Here is a 16,940-nt window from a genome sequence, read left to right as displayed (position 1 = left end):
TCGGAACGCTGCAGTCGGCATGGCTGCCCACACCGTAGGCACGCATGCACCGCGGTCCCGGCTGGCAGTAAGCACACCCGCCGAGACCTCGGAGCGCAGCGGACTAGCGCGAACCGTCCAGACCGCGCAGTCGTTCCATCTCGCGACGATCCTTCTTGGTGGGCCTACCTGCACCGCGGTCTCGACGACCCACGGGAACGCTCAGTTCAGCGGGCCGCGGCGGCGAATGGTCGATGTAGCACTGCGCCGCCACCGGGGCACCCACGCGCTTGACGATCAACTTGGTGACCTGGAATTCCTGCTGCCACCCGGGGCGCCTAACGGTGACTCGATCCCCCACACGAACGGGCTGGGCCGCCTTGACCGGCGCCGCATTGAGCCGCACATGACCGGCCCGACACGCAGTGGTCGCGGCAGAGCGGGTCTTGAACAGACGGACCGACCACAACCACACATCCAGGCGCACACTGGTCGGTTCATTAGCATTCGCGGGCATGGTCCAACGCTACTCGGGGCACTCCGGGGCGGAAAATTAGGGCCATGCGAGCCCACTTCGGGTGACCTTTTGGATGACTCTTAACGCACTAAACTAAAAGTGTTCGGGGTCACAGTGACGTGCCTCGAGCGCTGCGCCGCGACGGACGCGGGCGCTGGTGTGAACAGGAGATGGTTACTCATGCTCAAGAACTTCATCAACAATTCCTACACCGAATCCTCATCCTCCGACTCGTTCGACCTGGTCAATCCGGCCACCGGGGAGGTCATCGACCAGTCCCCCAACTCCAATGAAGCTGACGTGGACGCCGCCTACGCCGCAGCGGCCGCGGCCGCCAAGGAATGGGGTCGCATGACCCCGAGTGCACGACAGCTGGCACTGCTCAAGATCGCGGACGCCATCGAGGCCCGGGGAGCCGATCTTGTCGAGGCCCAGTCCCGCAACACCGGTCAGCCCAAGTACTTGATCCAATCCGAAGAAGTCGATGTCTCCGCAGACCAGATCCGGTTCTTCGCCGGCGCGGCCCGCCTCATGGAGGGCCTGGCGAGCGGCGAATACATGGAGGGCCTCAACTCGGTGATCCGCCGGGAACCGATCGGTGTGGTCGGTCAGGTCACCCCGTGGAACTACCCGCTGATGATGGCCGTGTGGAAGGTGGGACCGGCGTTGGCCGCGGGCAACACCATTGTGCTCAAGCCCTCGGACACCACACCCGAGTCCACATTGCTGTTCGCGGAGATCGCCAGCGAGTTCCTCCCGGAGGGCACCTTTAACGTGGTCCTGGGTAACGGCCACACGGGTGAACTGGTCGTCTCGAACACGACCCCGGGTCTGGTGTCGATCACCGGTTCCGTGCGTGCGGGACTGTCCGTGGCGGCGTCGGCGGCCAAGAACCTGACGCGCGCGCACCTGGAGTTGGGCGGCAAGGCCCCGTGCGTCGTCTTTGCGGACGCGGATCTGGACGCCGCCGCGACCACCCTGGCGGAATCGGGTCTGTTCAACGCGGGCCAGGACTGCACCGCGTCCACGCGTGTGCTGGTGGAGGAAAACGCGCGCGACGACTTCCTCGAAAAGATCACCGAAGCCGCGAAGAACACCGCGTTCGGTACGCCCGAGAAGGAGGACATTCTCTACGGCCCACTCAACAGCGCCAAGCAGCTGGAGCAGGTGGCCGGCTTCATCGAACGGCTGCCCGAGCACGCGACCGTGGCCACCGGCGGCAAGCAGGCGGACTGCCCGGGCTTCTTCTTCGAACCGACCATCGTGGCCGACCTGAAGCAGGACGACGAGGCCATTCAGAACGAGATCTTCGGCCCCGTGATCACCGTGCAGACCTTCTCAAGCGAGGAGCAGGCGGTAGAGATGGCCAACGGTGTGGAGTACGGATTGGCGTCATCGGTGTGGACCAAGGATCACGGGCGCGCGCTGCGGATGTCCCGCGATCTGGACTACGGCTGTGTGTGGATCAACACGCACATCCCGCTGGTCGCCGAGATGCCGCACGGTGGTTTCAAGCACTCCGGCTACGGCAAGGACCTGTCCAAGTACGCCGTGGAGGAATACACGCGCGTCAAGCACGTGATGAGCTCGCTGGACTGACGGCCCGCTTGAATCGCTGAAAGGAGTGCATCATGACTGACATTCGAGAACTCGTGCTCACCGCTGATCGAGAGTTGTTCACCGAGCACGACCTGAGCACCCTGGACCGCAATTTCTCCGAGGACTACGTGGAGCATTCACCGCTCGTGGCCAACGGCAAGGACGGCCTGCGGGAGCTGGTCACCGGCGCGGGCGAGGCGCTACAGCACGACGTCGCTCGCGTCCTCGTGGACGAAGCGGCCGGGTTGGTCGCCTTGCACGGCGCTACCCCGGCCTGGATCCGGACACCGTGTACGTGGGGTTCGATATCTACCGCGTGGCCGACGGCCAGATCGTGGAGCACTGGGACGGCCTGGTGGATGAGACGCCGCCCAACGAATCAGGCCACACCCAGCTGGACGGCCCCACCAAGGTGGATGCATCCGCCGACACCGAGGCCAACCGCGCCTTCGTGAAGAAGGCCTGGGCCACGTTCCTGCAGGGCCAGGATTACGACGCCGCCGGCAACTTCACGCGCGCGGACGACCAGTTCACGCAGCACTCGGGGGATATCCCCGATGGCGTGCAGAACATGGTCGACTTCCTGAAACAGCTCAAGGCGGACGATTCCGCCCTGACCTACAACACCCTGCACCGCACGGTGGCCGACGGGAACTTCGTGCTGACGTTCTCGGAGGGATCCATTGCCGGCGAGCGCCACTTCTTCTGCGAACTATGGCGCATCGAGGACGGAAAGTGGGTCGAGCTGTGGGACGCCATCGGGCCGGTGCCGCCGGATGACGAGCTGGCGCATTCGCATGGTGCGTTCAGGTCGGTGGCGGACTGAACCTGATCGATTGAGTTTCTGCCCGGCGTGATCTGAACATGGGGCGGCCCCGTGAACGGTGCGAGATGTTCACGGGGCCGCATTATTGTTGGATTTCGGTTACTCGACGGGGCGCTGCCGAGGCACCACGGGATCAGTGATCGTGGCCCTCGTGGCTTTCATGACCCTGGGCACCCGCGGAGGGAGCGGCGTCGTGGGCGTGGTCGTGGCCCTCGTGCGAACCGTGGTCACCCGACTCCTCGTCATGCGCCGGCGCCTCCGGCTTGCCCGTCACCACGGCCATTTCAACCGGGGTTTCTGGCAGGTCGATGGACTTGGTCACCTCACCCTTGGACAGGTCCACCACGTGGAGTTTCTTGTTCTCCGCGTCGGTCACGTAGGCGTTGGAACCGGCCACCTTGATCGCGGGGCCAGCCTCCTGCCAGTCCTCCTTTTCCTCCCACGGTTCGATTACGTCGATCTTTTGAGTGACCTTGCCGGTCGCCTCGTCGATCACGTTGAGCTTGCCGTCGTAGGTCAGGACGAGACCTTCACCTTCTGGCCCGCGGGCCAGCGAACGGAACCAGTAGGAGGAGTCCAGATCGACCAGCTGATGCGAGTCATCACGGGTGTCGAAGAGCGCAACGCGCGTGGGGCGCTCCTGCTCGGCGTCCTCGTCCACCTTGTAGTCGCCCAGCACGATCGGCGATTCCTCCGAACCCGCCAAGTTGCCCGATCGGGAGTACTCATCCGCCACGGCCACCTTGTGGAACTCACCGTCGCGGTAGATCACGGGGCCGTTCTCGCAGCCCACCATCACGGTGTCGGTGGTCTTGCCGGGTGCCGCCGCAGCCTCACCGTGCACGCCCGGGCAATCCTTGGTTTCGGCCTTGACCGAGCCGTCCGTGTTGAGCACCTGCACGGTGTTGCGCTCATCCTCAGTGCCCTGCGTGGTGAACAGTGTGCCGTCCGCGAGCTCAAGCGCCACACCGTGGTGCGGGTTCTCGGTCTTGGTCTCCTTCATCTCCGGCTTGCCCTCCTTCAGCGCCTCGGAGTCGAAGGTCTTGATGGAGCCGTCACCGTCGCCGAACAGCGTGGTCTTGCCGTTGTGGACCACCACGTGCCCGGCGTGCGGGGCATCGAAGGTCACGTCGGTCAGCTCCGGCGCGGATTCGCGGTAGTGATAGTGGTCCCCGTGCTTGTGGGCGTCCAGTCCGGTGTCGTGCATCCGGAACACGTCGCTGTCGCTGACCATCACGTGGCGCCCGTCGCCCGCGTTATTGAGTCGCAGGAAGCCTTCGTGCTTGGTGTCGTCGACAACCTCTCCGGATTCGGTGTCCACCGTGAGCAGACCGCCGTCGTAGGCCACCACGGCACGCGGGGTCAGGCTCGAGACTTCCTTCGCGGCGGCTTCACTCGTGGTTTCGCTGGCGCTCGGGGACGACGCCGCCGCTCCCACCTCCCCATTGCCACCCGCCCCACATGCCGTGAGGGCAAGTGCTCCGATGGCCATCGCGGCCATGGTGATGGGCGCACGACGGCGCGCTTGGCGGATCCGGACATGGGCGACTGGGCCCCTTCGGGGGCAATGCGTTCGATGTTGTGCATGGGAGCACTTTATCGTAAGTGATTATCATTCTCATATAAGCCATCTGGACAACCCAGCATCGCCAGATTCACCGCAGCAGGCTGCTCTTCTCATCATCCGAAAACCTCCAAGTTTGGTTCCGAAAATCTCCAAGTTGAGCTCCGAAATTCTCCAAGTTCAGTTCCGAAAATCCCCACGTTCGGGCAGGATGGGTTCATGGAGCAGCAACCGGAAACATATCCACGGCACACGATGTCACTCGTCCAAGAGGCGCTGGAGGACACGCCGGTTGTGGTCGTACAAGGCGCTCGCCAGGTCGGCAAGAGCACCTTGGTTCAACTTGCCACCGACCGCATGGATACACGCTTCGTCACCATGGACGACCCCAACAGCAGGTCGCTAGCAACCGAAGATCCACAATTCTTCGTGGAACAAGCGGGCGAGGGCGCCCTAATCGTCGATGAAGCCCAACGCGCACCGGACCTTATCCTGCCCATCAAGCCTCGGTGGATCGAGTCCGACGGCCAGGACGCTTCCTTTTGACTGGCTCCGCAGATCTTCTACAAGTCAAAGGAGTGGGAGACTCACTTGCGGGACGCGCGGAAACCGTCGAGTTAATGACCTTGAGTCAAGGGGAGATCAACTTCCGGCAGAACCCGGAAGATTTCGTATCTTGGGTACTTCGCGGGGCCGAATCACCTGGGGACTTCTTCGAACTCGATCCCGAAACCGTAGTGACGGGTGGATACCCAGAAGTATTGCTGCGCTCCCCGCGCAGGCGAGGCCGCTGGTTCACTTCGTACACAGAACGGCTAGCCGACCACGACGCTAAAGATCTTCAATCGGGTGGTTTTTCGGACCATATGTCGGGGCTCCTTCGACTCCTCGCCGCTCAGGGGCAATCCGAACTGGTCAAAGCGAAAGATGCCCGGACACTGGGCATTTCGGAAACCACTTTTGATGCCTATCTCCGGCTGGCACAGGTTATGCGTTTGGTGACCAGCACCCCTCCGTGGCGCCGCGCGCCTCGGAGCCGACTATCGAAACGACCCAAAGTATCCCTGACCGATACAGGTCTAGCCGCTCATCTGGCCGGGTTCACCTCGTCCATGGCCTCCACTGTGGGGGGAAGAGAGTTTTACGGCGCACTAATTGAACAATTCGTTGTTCTCGAGCTCAAGCGGCAACGAACCTGGTCCGACCAGCTTTTTGAGATCTTTCACTACAGAGACCATGACGGCCCCGAAGTGGATGTTCTCCTTGAGCTCTCAGACGGACGCCTCATTGCTATTGAAGTCAAGAGTGCCCGCAGCGTGAATGAACGCTCTTGGTCCACCCTCAAGCAGTTTCGAAACCAGATGAAGGACCGTGAGGTTCTCGGAATCGTGCTGCATACAGGCACACAAGTCGCCCACCTCAATGACTGGCTCCATGTTCTTCCCATCACTTCGCTCTGGGAACACCCAATTGACTGATTTTTGCCACTTCATGAAAACAAAACGAGAGGCCCGAACATGACCAGCACACCGCACACCGTGGGAATCATCGGACTCGGATCCATGGGGAAGCCCATGGCCGGGCACATCATCGACGCCGGGCACGACGTGGTGTCCTGCATCGCAGCCTTCACAAGGCGGAGGGGGCACGCGCGGTGGATTCGCCGCGGCACATGGCGCGCCAGTGCGACGTCGTTATCCTGCTTGTTCCCGGCGCCCCAGAGATCGACGGGGTGCTCGACGAACTCGTCGAAGGTGCCCGCGAGCGCGACGCCGACTACGACCGCCTGATCCTGGCGATCAGCTCAACCGTCTCCCCCGTGGACATCACCCGCTGGCACCGCGATACCTCAGGCGTGAAGTTCGTGGACGCGCCCATCAGCGGCGGCGAGGCCGGCGCGATCCGCGGCGACCTGTCCATCATGGTGGGTGGCGACGACGCCGCCGTCGGCCTGGTCTCGGACGTCCTGTCCTCGTGCGGTCGCCCGTTCATCTGGGGCCGTTGGGATCGGGGCAAGTGGCCAAGGCGTGTAACCAGTTGATCTGCGCGGCCGAGATCGTGGCGATTTCCGAGGCCAGCGTGGTGGCCGAACGCGCCGGGCTGGATCTGGCCAAGCTGCTGAACCTGCTCCAGGGCGGTTATGCGGGATCGGTGATCATGAACGACAAGACGCCCAAGCTCGTGGCCCACGACTACTCGGTGTCCGCGCAGGCGGCCTTCGTTCACAAAGACGTCTCCGCCTACTTGGACACGGCCCGAGCCACCGGAACCAGGTCTGTACTGGGCGGACCCATCGCGAATGCCGCGGAGCAGCTGATCGATGCGGGCCTGGGCGAGCAGGATTCCGCGGTGTTCCAGAAGTGGATCGCGGAGCGCGGTACACCCAAGGACTAATGGCCGCCGCTCCACGAGTAGAAACACTGGGCGTGACCGTTCCGAAAATTGGGGTCGTAGCTGCGGAAACCGCAACTACGACCCCAGTTCTTATGTGTTCCTAGGTCTCATGAGGCCCCTGGCCCCATGGCCCACAGGTCACAACAACGATCCACAAAATCACTGACAGGACGAGGCCTCCGCCCATCACCATCAGGGATCGCGCCAGGACACGAGGGCCGCCTCTACTCTGGACTCGACCCGCCAGAACGGCCGTGACGATCATCCCCGCCAGCACCACAAGCATGGCGAGTGCCGCTCCGCCCACGGCCAGAAGGGGAGCGATCTGGCCGGCCTCGGCAGCCTCGGCCACTGTCGAGTCCGTCGCCTCGGACTGGGTGACGACCATGCCGATGGCCGAGACGACCGCGAGCACGATGGCTGCTGCGGCGAGTATCCAGGACCAGGTAGTCACTGGTCGGGCTGATGGTGCGGTCTGTACTACATAGGCACTCATGACTTCCCCTCAGTTCTTGAGATGGGTCAGGCGTTCCTTTCGGAGTCGGTACCCTTGCCAACCGAGCAAGGCTGCGATGACCAATCCCACCCAGCTAGTCCCTCCGGTCAGCGGCGCTATGACGATGGCCAGTACGGCGCAGAGGCCGGCGAAGATGAAGAACACGATCTCTGTAGTTCCGGGGCGTACTGCCTGAGATTGAGTAGTCATAGTTTTCTCCTGTCCGAATCGATGCCATGGCCCGAGTCATTTGAGGTGTGTCAGTTGTGTCGATGTGCTGTTTCGACGCTACTGAGGTCCCACCAACGGGAGAGATAGCCAAAGGTCTAGTCTTTCGGCGAGCGGAGGCCCGGTCGGCCGCGCGGGTCCCCCACGGAGAGGGCTACCCAGCTACGCGGTCGGCCGGATCAGGGAACAGCTCACAGGGGAATGGACACGCGCACGGTCCAGGTATTGTCCGCCCGTCCGATCTGTGCGGACCCCCCGAGTAGATCGGCTCGTTCCTTCATGCCGATCACCCCATGGCTGGAGGACAACACCGCGTCAGAGCTAGATGTCCTCGGCGTATCCGCGACCTGCGATTCCACAGTCATCGAGGCTTCCTGATGGCCAACATGAACTCGTATGCGCACATGCGATTTCGGCTCAGCATGTTTGACGATGTTCGTACACGCTTCCTGCAGGATCTTGAGCACTGACTCCACAGTGGAGGCCCGGAGGCCCGCGGAAGATCCGCCCTCCAAGGAGACATGCACCTCGAAACCCAGTTTGCGCAACGTGTGCCCAATTGTTCCACCCCGTCTTCGAGTCCCAGGTTCGAGAGGGAGTTCCGTGGAGAGCCGAAGAGGACCGGATCGTCCTCGGCCCCGCGGAGGACTTTCAGTAGGGTACGCAGTTCCACGAGTGCTTCTCGACTGGTCCCGTTGACCTCTTTCAACGCCGTCCGTAGTTTTTCTGTGTCGTCGCTGCGAAGACGGCTACCACTCACCAACGAGATCACGGTCAGCTGGTGGGCAACGACATCGTGCAGATCTCGAGCCAGGGACTGCCGCTCAAGTTCTCGAATCTCAGCTTGGCGGAGTTCCAACTCCTCATTGGCCTTCCGGGTGACCAACAGGCGCGTTCTTGCGCGGTTGAGGAGATGCCCCACGGCAGCAATTGGCAGGGCGAATAATGCCAGCGGAAAAACAAAGCTCAAGTCTTCATACACCTGGTGCGAAACCCACACTGCCCACGCCATGATCAGTCCCACATAGACCATGAGCAGCAAGAAACTTGAATACGCTCCAAGGATCCCCACCAAGATTATGGCGATGATAACTATGAATCCGACTCTGTCCTGAGCCAGAACATATCCGGTGCCCCCGATCAAGAAACATGTCAGAGCAGGGAACCTGTACCTCGTGGCGACGGGGAGGGACATGCACAAGATCACCACTGACCCGGCCGCGTAGATCGCACGCTGGTCGAACACTGGGGTCGAAATGAAGTAGTCGACGATCAGAACGATGGCGACAGCCAGGAAGAATAAACTCACACCCCACGGGGGCGTGTACCCAGTGCCATTCCAGACCCCGCCGAGAACCCGCTTCCACCCGGATCCTCGCTGCTGCGGGCTAGGAGTATGGAGAGCGGCATTCACAGCGCCAGACTAGCGCGGACGAAGATCCACGGGGTCTACCCGATGGGTCATGTCGACCTCCTCCGGATGTTGTCGACATGCCATAGACATCGAACCCTGATTCGGACCCAGCTCAGTTCATAGACTCGCGATATGACCTCACAGCCGCGGGACAACAATCGGGCACAGGATGACTCCACTCGCCTCGTGATCGCCGACGATCAACCCCTCATGCGGAGGGCTTTGTGCGACTTCTTCGAGGACGAGCCGGGTTTCGAGGTCATCGGCCAGGCCAACAACGGCACAGAGGCAATCGAGCTGGGCAGATCCCTGCAACCCGATGCGATCCTGATGGATCTGGACATGCCAGAGGTCTCCGGCGTGGAGGCCATCGAGCAGCTGACAGCGGAAACTCAGGTTCGCTGCATCGCACTGACAACTTTTTCCTCAATGGACTGGGTGCTGGCAGCCTGCGCGCCGGGGCCTCCGGCTACTTGGTCAAGGACGCTGCTCCGGAAATGATTGTGGACGCCGTGCGGGACGTCATGAACGACACCATGGTGCTCTCACCCTCAGTGGTGGAACTACTGGCAGACCAGGTGACGCAGTCACCTACAACGCGCTCCCCGGCAGCCTCGGCAGAAGCTCCGGACCTCACGGAACGCGAGCAACAAGTCGTTGAGCTGATTGCCGGTGGGCTCAACAACAAGGAGATCGCTCAGGAACTTCATCTGTCCGAAGGTGCCGGGAAACTCCACGTGGGCAAGGCCTGTGATCGGCTGGGTGCCCGGGACCGGGTGCAGCTCCTGGTGCGAGCGGTCGAATGCGGATTGGTGACACCCTCGCTGTTGCGCCCCGAAACTGCTCGCGACCGGTATCGCTGACCCGGCGTAGGCGCCCACACACCCCACTGAGCAGTAGAAACAGTGAGCGCGACACACACCAAGTTCCGTTAGAGCCCTGGAACACATCTCAGGGCCCGTTGGAACCTTCAAACCGCGGCGCAAGGGCTCTAACGAGCCGTCACGTGTAGCGGAGGGTTCCAACGGGCCCTGACGTGCAAAGCCGCAAAGAACGCTTACTTGTAGAAGCGGTTCAGGAAGCGCGCCACCACGGCGGGGCGCTCTTCGCCCTCGATCTCGATGGTCGCGTCTGCCACCAGGTGCAGGCCGTTGCCCTTGACCTCGGAAACCTCTGTGATGGTCACGGTCATGCGCACGCGTGCACCGACCTTCACGGGCGAGGTGAAGCGGACCTTGTCCAAGCCGTAGTTGACCTTGGTCTTCACGTCGGACACGTCGAAAAGCTCGGACCACATGGGGATCAGCAGGGACAGGGTCAGGAAGCCGTGGGCGATCGGCGCACCGAACGGACCGGAGGCGGCCTTCTCAGGATCGGTGTGAATCCACTGGTGATCGTCGGTGGCGTCAGCGAATAGGTTCACCTGGTCCTGAGTGATCTCGCGCCACTCGGAAAAGCCCAGGTCCTTACCGGCGAGGTCGGCAACTTCGTCAAAGGAAACAACGGTCTTGGCGGTCATGAAATTCTCCTTGGGGTAATGAGTAAAGAGAGCGCAACGGCGCGAGCGGCGTCGTCGTCGAATCAGGCGAAAGCGACTTGCCCGTGATGGATCGGCCGACCACGAGCGCGTTGATCTCGTGGGTGCTTCGTAGGAATAGACGGCCTCGGCGTCCGCGTGGAAGCGGGCGACGTCGGTCGCGAGCGTGATCCCGTTGCCTCCGACCACTTCGCGGGCCAGGGCCACGGTCTCGCGCATGTGCAGCGAGATCCACATCTTGGCGAGCGCGGAATCCTCGTCCCGGTACTCGCCGCGGTCCTGCTTCTCGGCGAGATCGGACACCATCGAGAGGCTCGCCGTGACGTTGCCCAGCATGCGCGCGAGCTTCTCCTGCACGAGCTGGAAGCTGCCCAGCGACTTGCCGAACTGTTCGCGGGAACGCACGTAGCGCAAGGCGGCCTCGTACGCACCGGCCTGGATGCCGGTGGCGATCCACGCGACGTCCGAGCGCATGACGCGCAACATGGCCGCGACGTCCTTGAACGAGTTGCAGTTCTGGAGCCGCTGAGCCTCGGGAACGCGCACGTTCTCGAGGGTGATGTCCGCGTTCTGCATCATGCGCAGCGCGGTCTTGCCGTAAATCTTCTCGAGCGTCACACCGGGCGCTCGCGGTCCACGAGGAACGCCTTGACCTGACCGTCCGCCACGTCGCGGGCGAACACGGCCAGGTAATCGGCGGTGAATGCGCCACCGATCCAGCGCTTGGCACCGTTGATGATCCACTCGTCGCCCTGGCGTTCGGCCGTGCTGGCCAGGCCGCCGGCAATGTCCGAGCCGTGGTCCGGTTCGGTCAGGCAGAACACGCCCTTGGTCTCGAAGCTCGTGATCTTGGGGTCCAGCTCCGCAAACTGCTCCGGGGAGGCCCCCACGCGGCACGTGGTGCGGAACAGGCCCGCCTGCGCCGTATAGAACGTGGCCATGGAGGCATCCGTGCGGGCCAGTTCGAAGATCCGGAACCCGTGGTACAGCGAGCGCGGTGCGCCGTCGATCTCGTCCGGAGTCATCAGGTTCAGCCCGTACAGGGACGGCGCGATCTGGTACGGGAACTCGCCCTTCTCCCAGTACTCGGCCACCAGCGGCTTGATCTCGTTCTCGAGCACCGCCCGCAAGCGCAGGATGGGTGCGCGCTCGGCCTCGGTCAGTCGGTCGGCAGTGCCGTACGGGTCGCAGTCCGGGTACAGCTCGCTCATGCCCGCTCCACCTTCTGCGCCTGGGCCGCCTTCTCGGCGGCGTACTGCTTGGCCGCGACGACGACGCCGCCCTCGCTCGGCTCGTAGGTTCCCTCAAGTTCCCCGAGGCCGAAGAGCCGCAGGGCGTTGCCCTTGAGGATCTTGGGTTTGACCTCGTCCTTGAAGCGCTGCTGCTCGAAAGCACCGAGCCACTTCTGCGGGGTGATCAGGGGGTAGTCGGTGCCGAAGAGCACCTTGTCCTGAAGCATGGAGTTGGAGGCGCGTACCAGGGACTCCGGGAAGTACTTGGGCGACCATCCGGACAGGTCGATCCACACGTTCGCCTTGTGGGTGGCAATCGAGTTGGCCTCTTCCTGCCACGGCACCGAGGGGTGAGCCATGATGACCTGCAGGTTCGGGAAGTCAGCGGCCACCGAGTCCAGCAGCAACGGGTTGGAGTAACCCAGCTTGATGCCGTAACCACCCGGAAGGCCCGCACCCATACCGTTCTGACCGGTGTGGAACAGAGCGGGGACGCCCAGTTCCTGAATGGCCTCGTAGATCGGGTAGTACTTCTCGTCCGAGGGGTCGAAGCCCTGCAGCGACGGGTGGAACTTGAAGCCCTTGACCCCGAATTCCTCAACCAACTGCTTGGCGCGTTCCACGGCCTTCGGAACCTGGAGCGGGTCCACGGAACCGAAAGGAATCAGCACGTCGTTGTTGCGCGCTGCACCTTCTGCGATCTCCTCGATCGAGTTGGGCTCATGGCCCAGAGCGGTGGTGGCATCCACGGTGAACACGACCGCGGCCAGGTTCCACTCGCGGTAGCGCTCGGCAATGGTGTCCAGTGACGGGGAGCGATCCTCCGCCTTGAAGTACTTGGCGGACGCCTCCGTCAGGGCCTGCGGCAAGGACGCGTGGCCGTGGTCCGAGCACTCGATGTGCACGTGCATGTCAATGCCGTCGCGCTGGGCGAGCTCTGTACCGAATTCATAACGCATGGTGGTTTCCCTTCAGTTCTACCGGTCCGGAACGTGGCTCAGCCTGCGCGGGCTGAAGTTCCTCGGGCAGCGGGGGCATCTTCTCGCCGCAGGTCTGCAGCTTGCCCTCGAACAGGGCGTGAGCCTGCTCGGCCAGGGCCTCGTAGTTCCAGCCGCCTTCGCGGTACTCGGTGACGATGGGCGTGGGGTGGCTGAAGAGCTGGAGGCGATCGCCACCGGCACCGATGGCCTGGCCGGTGACGTCGGCGGCGTCGTCGGAAGCCAACCAGGTGATCAGGCCGGCCACGTCAGCTGCGGTACCGAAGCCCAGGTCGTGGCGGAAGAAGGAGGACATGGCCTCGCCACGCTCATCCGCTTCAACGGCCTTCTGGAAGAACGGGATGGTCTTGGTCATGGCGGTGGCGGCCACCGGGATCACGGCGTTGGCGGTGACGCCGGCCTTCTTCATCTCGAGGGCGAAGGTGCGGATCATGCCCACGATGCCGGCCTTGGCGGCGGCGTAGTTGGTCTGGCCGAAGTTGCCGTACTGGCCGGTGGGCGAGCCGATCGCGATGATGCGCCCGGCCACGCCGTTCTCCTTGAAGTAGCGGTAGGTCTCGCGCACGCAGGTGAAGGTGCCGCGCAGGTGGACCTTGATGACCAGGTCGAAGTCCTCGTCGGTCATCTTCAGCAGCGACTTGTCGCGCAGCACGCCGGCGTTGTTGACCAGGATGTCCAGGCGGCCGAACGCCTCCACGGCACCGTTGACCAGCGCGGTTGCGGCCTCGGTGTCACCCACGGGGGCGACGACGGCCACGGCCTTGCCGCCCTCGGCCACGATGGATTCCACGGCGGCGTCCGCGGTGTCCTGGTTGACGTCATTGATCACGACGGACGCGCCCTGACGGGCGAGTTCCTGCGCGTAGGCCAGGCCCAAGCCTTGGCCCGAGCCGGTGACGATGGCGACCTTGCCAGCGAGAGGTGTCTGAGTCATGTCTGCTCCCAAATGAGTGATGCGATTCACGATGTGCTGAAACCATGGCATCGCATTTCGTTGAGATTGTCAATGATTAAGATTCTCCATTACATGGCGATTTCCGGTTACCATGGAGCCATGCCGCACACACTGAGGGAATCCGACCTATCGCAAGAGCCCGTGTTTCTCATGGCGCGCGCCAGTTCGCTGGGCTCCGCCACCGCGAACCGCGCCCTGGCTGACCTGGGCTGAAGGTACGCCACTACTCGGTGCTGTCCCTGGTGTGCGGCAAGAAGAATCCCACGCAGCGCGAGCTGAGCTACCACTTGGTACTGGACCCCAGCCAGATCGTGCTCATCGTGGACGCGTTGGAAAAGATGGGCCTGGTGCAGCGTCAGACGGACCCCAACGACCGCCGTTCCAAGATCATCGTGCCGACCACCGAGGGCCAGAAGCTCTACAAGAAGGCCAAGATCGCGGTGGAGACGTCCTCAGACCGGACGCTCTCGAACCTCTCCGACGAGGAGCGTGCCAATCTGTTGGGCATGCTGCGGAAGATCTCGCTGGACTGACTCACTTGCGGGCCGTGACTAGCGCGGCTCCATCCTCCAGCCGCCGTCAGCGTGCACCATGATGACCTGTTCGCTGGAGCCTGCCGTGATGTCCAGTTCCACGGGACCGGTTCCGTACTCGAACTGGTGCCATGAGCTCAAATCGTCCGCGTCGTAAACCTCGACTCGCGGCACACCTTCCTCGGATGTGAAGCGGTAATCCTGCTCATCACCCGCCGGAACGGCGAAGACTCCAGGTCCGCTGCCGGTCACTTCAGCTCCCCGCTCCACCCGAGGAACGTCGGAAACCGGGAATCCTTGCACCTTCCACTGGGTATCGCCGTTGCCTGGGGATAGATCACGGTGGTCTTGGGCTCATCCGGATCCGCGTCGATGAGCCACATACCCGTTTGACCGTTACCCACGGAGCCCATGTGCTCGGTCATGTCCCCGCCCTTGCTCTCGTGGGCGTTGAGAAAAACGCCACCGCTTTCGCGGTCACTCGTCACGGACCACGTGATCAGGAGCGGCCCGTCATGATCCGGAACCTCGATCGCGATCTCATCACTTTCCTCTAGGACCGTCTCCGTGAACTCGCCTTCCTTGCTGAACAAGGGTCCCCGGTCGGCGCTTGCAAACTACCACCCTGGGCTACAGGACGCTCCGGCCCGCTAGTCTCCGCGGGGCTCGGTGCGTTCGACGCCGCGGCGACGGCGACGTCGTCGGCTCGCGTTCCTGGGTCGGTTGGGCGACCGCCGTAGTGGGAGGAGGCGCGGGCGGATCTTCCTCACCGCCGCTGAACAGGGTGGGAACCACTCTCGTGATCGCCCAGAGCAGGGAGCCCAACACGAGCAGACCGATGAGTGCGGCGATGACGACCAACAGGATGGCCGTCTTGACGGAGGTTCCTTCGCGGGGCTTTGCCGAACCGTACGCCGGGGCGTACTCCTGCGGCCCTTCAGCGGGTGAACCGTCCCCTGAGGGCTCGTGAGGGCCCGATGGGCCCGTTGGCGGGGTGTAGGACGAGCTCATGAGAACCTCCGGGGGATCGGTACTGTCATGTTGCCATGTCCACTAACCGTTTGCGCATAGGCTGGCAGTACCGTCACTTGAACAGCACGCTGACCAAGGGCGTTACCCCGCGACCGACCAACCCCCTGAGGTATTTGCGCCATGCGCCGACTCTCCACAGCCATTGCCACCGCTGCCTGCGCCGCTCTTCTTCTCACCGGTTGCGGGGATGGCGGAAGCGAATCCCAAGAACAGGCGACCGGAACGCAGAACGGCACTGCGGCGTCGTCGGCGGCGCCCGAAGCATCGCCCTCACCCACGCAACCGCCCGAGCTGATCGGCGGGGGAACCGAGCTGTTCCCTGACCGTCGTTTCGTCGCGCTCTACGGGCACCCCGGGACCCCGGGACTGGGTGCGCTGGGTGAACAAGGTCCGGAAGAATCAGCGCAGCGCGCGATCGAGCTCGCCAAGCAGTATCAGCCGTTCAGCGAGGAGAAGGTCATCCCCGCGTTCGAGATCATTGCCACCACAGCGTCCTCAGAGCCCGGGCCAGACGGTAGCTACTCGAGCGTCTCCTCGGTGGATCACCTGACGCCCTATATCGAAGCGGCGGAGAAGAACGGCGTGTACGTGGTGCTCGACCTTCAGCCGGGTCACTCCGATTTCCTGAGCCAGGCCAAGATTTACGAGGACCTCCTGAAGCGCCCCAACGTGGGTCTGGCACTGGATCCGGAATGGCGTTTGGCCCCCGGCCAGGTACACATGCAGCAGATCGGTTCGGTCACTGCGGAGGAAATCAACGAGACCACCGACTGGCTGGCCAAGCTCACCGCGGAAAACAACTTGCCGCAGAAGGCCGTGATTCTGCATCAGTTCTCGATGTCCATGATCCAGAACCGCGAGAACATCAAGACTGAACATCCCGAACTGGAACTCATCCTCCACGCGGATGGCCACGGCACCCCGGACTTGAAGATGGAAACCTGGGGCGTGCTGCAGCAAGGTCTCCCCGAGGACATCCACATGGCGTGGAAGAACTTCTACGACGAGGACACCCCCACGTTCACGCCGGAGCAGACGTACGACATCGAACCCAAGCCGTGGTTTGTGTCTTATCAGTAACCGCATCTGACATGGGATGATGTCCTCAACAGGCGAGTTGGGTGCATGCTCTGGGCGAAATATCAGGCTTACCCTCTTCCCCTCCCAGAGAAGTCCGTTTACATTATGGATACCTGTTCGTTCTACGAGAGGAAGTGCCTATGGGAATCGGCGATAAAATCAGTAATGCTGCGGAGAAAGCGTCCGGATCCGCCAAGGAAAAGCTTGGTGATGCCACGGATAACCGCGATATGCAGGCTGAAGGTGCATCCCAGAAGGCTTCTGGTGGCGCCAAGCAGTCCGTGGAAAACGTCAAAGACGCCGGCAAGAACCTGAAGGACGGACTTAACTAGGTTCCGCACCACGCAATTTTTCGACCGTAAGGCCCTCGCCACTGGCGGGGGCCTTACGCGTGGGCGGGCTACGTTGGGGCGGGTACGTTGTTGGCGCGGGTCCTTGCCCTCACTCGCATCACCCCGTGAACATTTGCGGCCGAGGTTCGCGCCCTCTGGGCCGTAGCGACATTTCTGGCAGAGGATCGCACGAAAACCACTGGGTTCCCCCATTGTCAGACTGG

The 16,940-nt window shown here is 62.8% G+C and carries 25 protein-coding genes and 1 pseudogene; 13 read left to right on the top strand and 13 right to left on the bottom strand.

All coding sequences use genetic code 11. The features are described 5' to 3' along the window. Positions 1–103: 103 nt before the first annotated feature. On the bottom strand, positions 104–496 hold the full coding sequence (locus tag YO9_RS0114270) for an RNA-binding S4 domain-containing protein (RefSeq protein ID WP_031273393.1): 393 nt from the start codon (positions 494–496) through the stop codon (positions 104–106). Between the two features lie 180 nt (positions 497–676). Here YO9_RS0114270 and YO9_RS0114265 point away from each other — a divergent pair, with 180 nt between their 5' ends. From YO9_RS0114265 to YO9_RS21945, 3 genes are read left to right on the top strand one after another with little or no spacing between them, the layout of a single operon-like run. After that, the gene (locus YO9_RS0114265; protein ID WP_016998100.1) at positions 677–2,095 is read left to right on the top strand and encodes a gamma-aminobutyraldehyde dehydrogenase; all 1,419 of its coding nucleotides are present in this window, start codon (positions 677–679) and stop codon (positions 2,093–2,095) included. A 32-nt stretch (positions 2,096–2,127) separates the two neighbouring features. After that, on the top strand, positions 2,128–2,550 hold the full coding sequence (locus YO9_RS21775; RefSeq protein ID WP_396350779.1) for a nuclear transport factor 2 family protein: 423 nt from the start codon (positions 2,128–2,130) through the stop codon (positions 2,548–2,550). Beyond that, positions 2,451–2,921, top strand: a complete 471-nt coding sequence (locus YO9_RS21945) for a nuclear transport factor 2 family protein (RefSeq protein ID WP_472973951.1) — start codon at positions 2,451–2,453, stop codon at positions 2,919–2,921. The genes YO9_RS21775 and YO9_RS21945 overlap by 100 nt, the downstream gene beginning before the upstream one ends. 133 nt (positions 2,922–3,054) lie before the next feature. Here the strand turns inward: YO9_RS21945 and YO9_RS0114255 are convergent, their stop codons facing one another. Next, positions 3,055–4,413 (bottom strand): hypothetical protein, encoded by a 1,359-nt coding sequence (locus tag YO9_RS0114255; protein WP_223286619.1) that lies wholly within the window; start codon positions 4,411–4,413, stop codon positions 3,055–3,057. Between the two features lie 291 nt (positions 4,414–4,704). Between YO9_RS0114255 and YO9_RS18900 the strand changes: the two genes are divergently transcribed. The 5 genes from YO9_RS18900 to YO9_RS18890 are packed head-to-tail and all read left to right on the top strand — an operon-like array spanning position 4,705 to position 6,879. Beyond that, positions 4,705–5,031 carry an AAA family ATPase gene (locus YO9_RS18900; RefSeq protein WP_223286618.1) on the top strand — a complete coding sequence of 109 codons (327 nt, stop codon included), beginning with the start codon at positions 4,705–4,707 and terminating at the stop codon, positions 5,029–5,031. After that, positions 5,028–5,963, top strand: coding sequence for an ATP-binding protein (locus YO9_RS0114250; protein ID WP_223286617.1), 936 nt, complete (start codon positions 5,028–5,030; stop codon positions 5,961–5,963). Before YO9_RS18900 ends, YO9_RS0114250 begins: the two co-directional genes overlap by 4 nt. A gap of 39 nt (positions 5,964–6,002) precedes the next feature. After that, positions 6,003–6,275, top strand: coding sequence for an NAD(P)-binding domain-containing protein (locus YO9_RS21040; protein WP_317259842.1), 273 nt, complete (start codon positions 6,003–6,005; stop codon positions 6,273–6,275). Then, a complete protein-coding gene (locus tag YO9_RS18895) occupies positions 6,158–6,526 on the top strand; it encodes an NAD(P)-binding domain-containing protein (RefSeq protein WP_262925709.1) in 369 nt (122 codons plus the stop codon). The genes YO9_RS21040 and YO9_RS18895 overlap by 118 nt, the downstream gene beginning before the upstream one ends. Further along, entirely contained in the window at positions 6,502–6,879 is a 378-nt protein-coding gene (locus YO9_RS18890) for an NAD-binding protein (protein ID WP_016998096.1), read from the top strand. The genes YO9_RS18895 and YO9_RS18890 overlap by 25 nt, the downstream gene beginning before the upstream one ends. A 100-nt stretch (positions 6,880–6,979) precedes the next feature. On the opposite strand, the gene YO9_RS0114240 is transcribed toward YO9_RS18890, so the two are convergent. From YO9_RS0114240 to YO9_RS0114225, 4 genes are all read right to left on the bottom strand, one after another. After that, entirely contained in the window at positions 6,980–7,333 is a 354-nt protein-coding gene (locus tag YO9_RS0114240; protein WP_016998095.1) for a hypothetical protein, read from the bottom strand. 51 nt (positions 7,334–7,384) lie between these two features. Then, complete coding sequence (locus tag YO9_RS0114235) at positions 7,385–7,585, bottom strand: hypothetical protein (protein ID WP_016998094.1); 201 nt, start codon at positions 7,583–7,585, stop codon at positions 7,385–7,387. A gap of 209 nt (positions 7,586–7,794) precedes the next feature. After that, entirely contained in the window at positions 7,795–8,070 is a 276-nt protein-coding gene (locus tag YO9_RS21770; RefSeq protein ID WP_396350778.1) for an ATP-binding protein, read from the bottom strand. Continuing rightward, positions 7,965–8,912: a sensor histidine kinase gene (locus tag YO9_RS0114225; RefSeq protein ID WP_031273389.1), complete on the bottom strand. Its 948-nt coding sequence runs from the start codon at positions 8,910–8,912 to the stop codon at positions 7,965–7,967. The genes YO9_RS21770 and YO9_RS0114225 overlap by 106 nt, the downstream gene beginning before the upstream one ends. 237 nt (positions 8,913–9,149) lie before the next feature. Here YO9_RS0114225 and YO9_RS18880 point away from each other — a divergent pair, with 237 nt between their 5' ends. After that, the gene (locus tag YO9_RS18880; protein WP_223286615.1) at positions 9,150–9,518 is read left to right on the top strand and encodes a response regulator; all 369 of its coding nucleotides are present in this window, start codon (positions 9,150–9,152) and stop codon (positions 9,516–9,518) included. Beyond that, the gene (locus YO9_RS18875; protein WP_016998092.1) at positions 9,515–9,880 is read left to right on the top strand and encodes a response regulator transcription factor; all 366 of its coding nucleotides are present in this window, start codon (positions 9,515–9,517) and stop codon (positions 9,878–9,880) included. The genes YO9_RS18880 and YO9_RS18875 overlap by 4 nt, the downstream gene beginning before the upstream one ends. Before the next feature lie 194 nt (positions 9,881–10,074). On the opposite strand, the gene YO9_RS0114215 is transcribed toward YO9_RS18875, so the two are convergent. The 4 genes and pseudogenes from YO9_RS0114215 to YO9_RS0114200 form a co-directional block, all read right to left on the bottom strand. Beyond that, positions 10,075–10,536: a MaoC family dehydratase gene (locus YO9_RS0114215; protein ID WP_031273387.1), complete on the bottom strand. Its 462-nt coding sequence runs from the start codon at positions 10,534–10,536 to the stop codon at positions 10,075–10,077. Positions 10,537–10,609: 73 nt separating this feature from the next. Continuing rightward, positions 10,610–11,765: pseudogene (locus YO9_RS0114210) on the bottom strand (acyl-CoA dehydrogenase family protein); the annotation flags it as partial. Continuing rightward, the gene (locus YO9_RS0114205) at positions 11,762–12,745 is read right to left on the bottom strand and encodes a 4-hydroxyphenyl-beta-ketoacyl-CoA hydrolase (RefSeq protein WP_016998091.1); all 984 of its coding nucleotides are present in this window, start codon (positions 12,743–12,745) and stop codon (positions 11,762–11,764) included. The pseudogene YO9_RS0114210 and the gene YO9_RS0114205, both read right to left, overlap by 4 nt. Next, entirely contained in the window at positions 12,735–13,718 is a 984-nt protein-coding gene (locus YO9_RS0114200; protein WP_223286614.1) for an SDR family NAD(P)-dependent oxidoreductase, read from the bottom strand. Before YO9_RS0114200 ends, YO9_RS0114205 begins: the two co-directional genes overlap by 11 nt. Before the next feature lie 251 nt (positions 13,719–13,969). Here YO9_RS0114200 and YO9_RS0114195 point away from each other — a divergent pair, with 251 nt between their 5' ends. Beyond that, positions 13,970–14,272, top strand: a complete 303-nt coding sequence (locus YO9_RS0114195; protein ID WP_016998088.1) for a MarR family winged helix-turn-helix transcriptional regulator — start codon at positions 13,970–13,972, stop codon at positions 14,270–14,272. Positions 14,273–14,290: 18 nt separating this feature from the next. Here YO9_RS0114195 and YO9_RS0114190 read toward each other — a convergent pair whose 3' ends face one another. The 3 genes from YO9_RS0114190 to YO9_RS0114180 are packed head-to-tail and all read right to left on the bottom strand — an operon-like array spanning position 14,291 to position 15,283. Beyond that, a complete protein-coding gene (locus tag YO9_RS0114190) occupies positions 14,291–14,524 on the bottom strand; it encodes a hypothetical protein (protein ID WP_016998087.1) in 234 nt (77 codons plus the stop codon). Next, entirely contained in the window at positions 14,521–14,865 is a 345-nt protein-coding gene (locus tag YO9_RS0114185) for a hypothetical protein (RefSeq protein ID WP_016998086.1), read from the bottom strand. Before YO9_RS0114185 ends, YO9_RS0114190 begins: the two co-directional genes overlap by 4 nt. A gap of 37 nt (positions 14,866–14,902) precedes the next feature. After that, positions 14,903–15,283 (bottom strand): hypothetical protein, encoded by a 381-nt coding sequence (locus YO9_RS0114180; protein ID WP_016998085.1) that lies wholly within the window; start codon positions 15,281–15,283, stop codon positions 14,903–14,905. A gap of 141 nt (positions 15,284–15,424) precedes the next feature. Between YO9_RS0114180 and YO9_RS0114175 the strand changes: the two genes are divergently transcribed. Together YO9_RS0114175 and YO9_RS0114170 are read left to right on the top strand one after the other, a co-directional pair. Continuing rightward, positions 15,425–16,384 (top strand): hypothetical protein, encoded by a 960-nt coding sequence (locus YO9_RS0114175; RefSeq protein ID WP_016998084.1) that lies wholly within the window; start codon positions 15,425–15,427, stop codon positions 16,382–16,384. Positions 16,385–16,524: 140 nt separating this feature from the next. Further along, positions 16,525–16,716: a CsbD family protein gene (locus tag YO9_RS0114170; protein ID WP_016998083.1), complete on the top strand. Its 192-nt coding sequence runs from the start codon at positions 16,525–16,527 to the stop codon at positions 16,714–16,716. The last annotated feature ends 224 nt before the right edge of the window (positions 16,717–16,940 follow it).

It is taken from the genome of Kocuria atrinae C3-8, assembly GCF_000286355.1.
GTDB lineage: Bacteria > Actinomycetota > Actinomycetes > Actinomycetales > Micrococcaceae > Kocuria > Kocuria atrinae_A.
Note: the sequence above shows the minus strand (reverse complement) of the source record. Positions and strands in the feature narration are given on the sequence as shown.

Bases quoted from the DNA above. Each gene is read 5' to 3' on its own strand.
- YO9_RS0114265 (WP_016998100.1), top strand. From the start codon at position 677: ATGCTCAAGAACTTCATCAACAATTCCTACACCGAATCCTCATCCTCC.
- YO9_RS0114270 (WP_031273393.1), bottom strand. From the start codon at position 496: ATGCCCGCGAATGCTAATGAACCGACCAGTGTGCGCCTGGATGTGTGG.
- YO9_RS0114205 (WP_016998091.1), bottom strand. From the start codon at position 12,745: ATGCGTTATGAATTCGGTACAGAGCTCGCCCAGCGCGACGGCATTGAC.
- YO9_RS0114255 (WP_223286619.1), bottom strand. From the start codon at position 4,413: ATGGCCATCGGAGCACTTGCCCTCACGGCATGTGGGGCGGGTGGCAAT.
- YO9_RS21040 (WP_317259842.1), top strand. From the start codon at position 6,003: ATGACCAGCACACCGCACACCGTGGGAATCATCGGACTCGGATCCATG.
- YO9_RS0114235 (WP_016998094.1), bottom strand. From the start codon at position 7,585: ATGACTACTCAATCTCAGGCAGTACGCCCCGGAACTACAGAGATCGTG.
- YO9_RS18895 (WP_262925709.1), top strand. From the start codon at position 6,158: ATGGCGCGCCAGTGCGACGTCGTTATCCTGCTTGTTCCCGGCGCCCCA.
- YO9_RS0114180 (WP_016998085.1), bottom strand. From the start codon at position 15,283: ATGAGCTCGTCCTACACCCCGCCAACGGGCCCATCGGGCCCTCACGAG.
- YO9_RS18900 (WP_223286618.1), top strand. From the start codon at position 4,705: ATGGAGCAGCAACCGGAAACATATCCACGGCACACGATGTCACTCGTC.
- YO9_RS0114175 (WP_016998084.1), top strand. From the start codon at position 15,425: ATGCGCCGACTCTCCACAGCCATTGCCACCGCTGCCTGCGCCGCTCTT.
- YO9_RS18875 (WP_016998092.1), top strand. From the start codon at position 9,515: ATGATTGTGGACGCCGTGCGGGACGTCATGAACGACACCATGGTGCTC.
- YO9_RS18880 (WP_223286615.1), top strand. From the start codon at position 9,150: ATGACCTCACAGCCGCGGGACAACAATCGGGCACAGGATGACTCCACT.
- YO9_RS0114215 (WP_031273387.1), bottom strand. From the start codon at position 10,536: ATGACCGCCAAGACCGTTGTTTCCTTTGACGAAGTTGCCGACCTCGCC.
- YO9_RS21775 (WP_396350779.1), top strand. From the start codon at position 2,128: ATGACTGACATTCGAGAACTCGTGCTCACCGCTGATCGAGAGTTGTTC.
- YO9_RS0114170 (WP_016998083.1), top strand. From the start codon at position 16,525: ATGGGAATCGGCGATAAAATCAGTAATGCTGCGGAGAAAGCGTCCGGA.
- YO9_RS0114200 (WP_223286614.1), bottom strand. From the start codon at position 13,718: ATGACTCAGACACCTCTCGCTGGCAAGGTCGCCATCGTCACCGGCTCG.